This is a genomic window from Archangium sp., assembly GCF_036388035.1.
In the GTDB taxonomy this organism is placed as follows: Bacteria; Myxococcota; Myxococcia; order Myxococcales; family Myxococcaceae; genus Archangium.
The window spans coordinates 1-1,753 of record NZ_DASVSO010000974.1 but is presented as its reverse complement, the minus strand read 5'-3'; the positions used below and the strand labels follow the sequence as shown (position 1 = coordinate 1,753).

The following is a 1,753-nucleotide window of genomic DNA, read 5'->3' as shown; positions in this document are numbered from 1 at the left end:
GTTCTCCTGAGGCGTCGGAAGATGAGACACGTGGGGCTTTTTTTTGGGCAGCCCAGGTGTCAGCTCCCGCGGGAAGCCCCCGCCGGGGCCCGACATCAAGGAGGCGGGAGGGGCGCGGCCCTCTGTCCGCCGGCCGCCGCGCCGAGGCTCTCCTCCGCGCGGGCGAACAGATCCTTCGCGAGCCGCTCGCTGAAGCCGACCAGGAAGCACACCGCCATGTACAGGTACAGCTCCGACTCCGGATTCGCCGGCTGGAGGGGCAGCAGCCCTGACTTCATCAACGCGAAGCAGAAGATCGCGCTGTACATGCCGATCACCGGCTTGAAGAAACCCAACATGAACATGGAGGTGCGACTGGCGCCTCGCAGCTTCTCGAGCTCCGCCAGCCGCGTGAGGATGCTCACGACGCTGCCCGCGGCACCGCACAGCCCCACCAGCAACAGTGAGCGGACGGGGAGGCCAAAGAGCAAGGTGCTCTCGTTGGTCAGGACCAGGTGCACGAATGCGACCGCTCCGTGGGAGACGAGCAGCAGCAGCGCCAGCCCGATCACCACCTGTATGGCGGGCGAGTCCGACCGCAGAAGCGGGAGCGGCCGCAGAGGGTAGAGCTGGTCGGCGAGCGCGGAGGCGATGCGCAGGCGAAGGCTCCGAACGAACGTGAGGTTGGGCTGCTCCGACAGCAGGGCCGTGAGGCCCAGGTCGATGGACTGGACGGCCGTGGAGCCGAGGACCGGTGCGACCTTGCCGCGCAGCGTCAAGAGGCTGGCGAGCTCATTCTGGACGGCCTTGTTGAGCGGCTGGGCGAGCCGCTGGCGAAGTTGCTCGGACAGCTCCGTGGGGACTGGCGAGTCGGTCATCACCGCCAGCACCTCCACCGGAGCGGGCTCGGCCGGTACGAGCACCGTGGGCTCGGGGATTCTCTCCACGGACGCGGGGGGACGCGTGGCCAGCGGATAGGCCGGCGGAGGGGCAACGGGTTCCTGTCGCGGAGGGAGCGCCATGCTCGGCGGCGGGACGGAGAGCTGTTGCCGCAACGCGTCGAGGGTGACCGGGTCGAAGCCCGCGGTGGTGGGCAGCTGGTGCTGGCTCTGGAACCGGTTCAAGGCCGCCTTCGTGTGCGCGCCGAAAGCGCCGTCCACGGTGCCCGGAGCGAAGCCCAGGAAGGTGAGCAGGAGCTGGCCCTCGCGCACGCTCAAGTCCGGCAAGGAGTGGGTGGACAGGCGCTGGTAGGCCGCCGCCAGCTTCTTGTCGTACTGGTTCTTCGCGTAGCCCGAGCCGTTGTAGCCCCGGGCGAAGGCGGCCCAGTCATGGTCGCGCAGGGCCTGGTCCAGGCCGTGGTGCTGGATGAAGGCCGCCATGGCCGCGAGCTGCTCGTCCTCGGAGGCCATCATCCGGCTGACGAACTGCTCGACGGAGCCGTAGCCCAGGTCGTTGGCGTGGTACCCCATCACCTGGCCGAGACCCCACGAGGCGCTCTCGAGCGCGGCCTGCTCGTCGAGCGCCAGGGCCCGCTCCAGTCGCGGGTACTCCGCCGGGCCGCTGGCATAGCCCCCTGCCTTGGAGTTGCTGATGTCGGGGGCCTGCTCGTCGAAGCGGCGCTTCGTCCTGCGGCTGAAGACGTGGCGCTCGAAGAGGATGGCGGGCCGGCGGTCCGCGAAGTAGCCACAGCCTCGGGTCTCGATCTGGAGCACGGCCCAGAGCTCGGCGGGGTGCACGGAGAGCGTGTCAGCGCAGGTCTGGATGCCGTGGGCGG

At 69.5% G+C, this 1,753-nt stretch carries 1 protein-coding gene; it reads right to left on the bottom strand.

Annotated features, from left to right (window positions below):
• Window positions 1-95: 95 nt before the first annotated feature.
• On the bottom strand, window positions 96-1,753 hold a 1,658-nt coding region (locus VF697_RS40270; RefSeq protein WP_331103624.1), incomplete at its 5' end, for an N-acetylmuramidase domain-containing protein.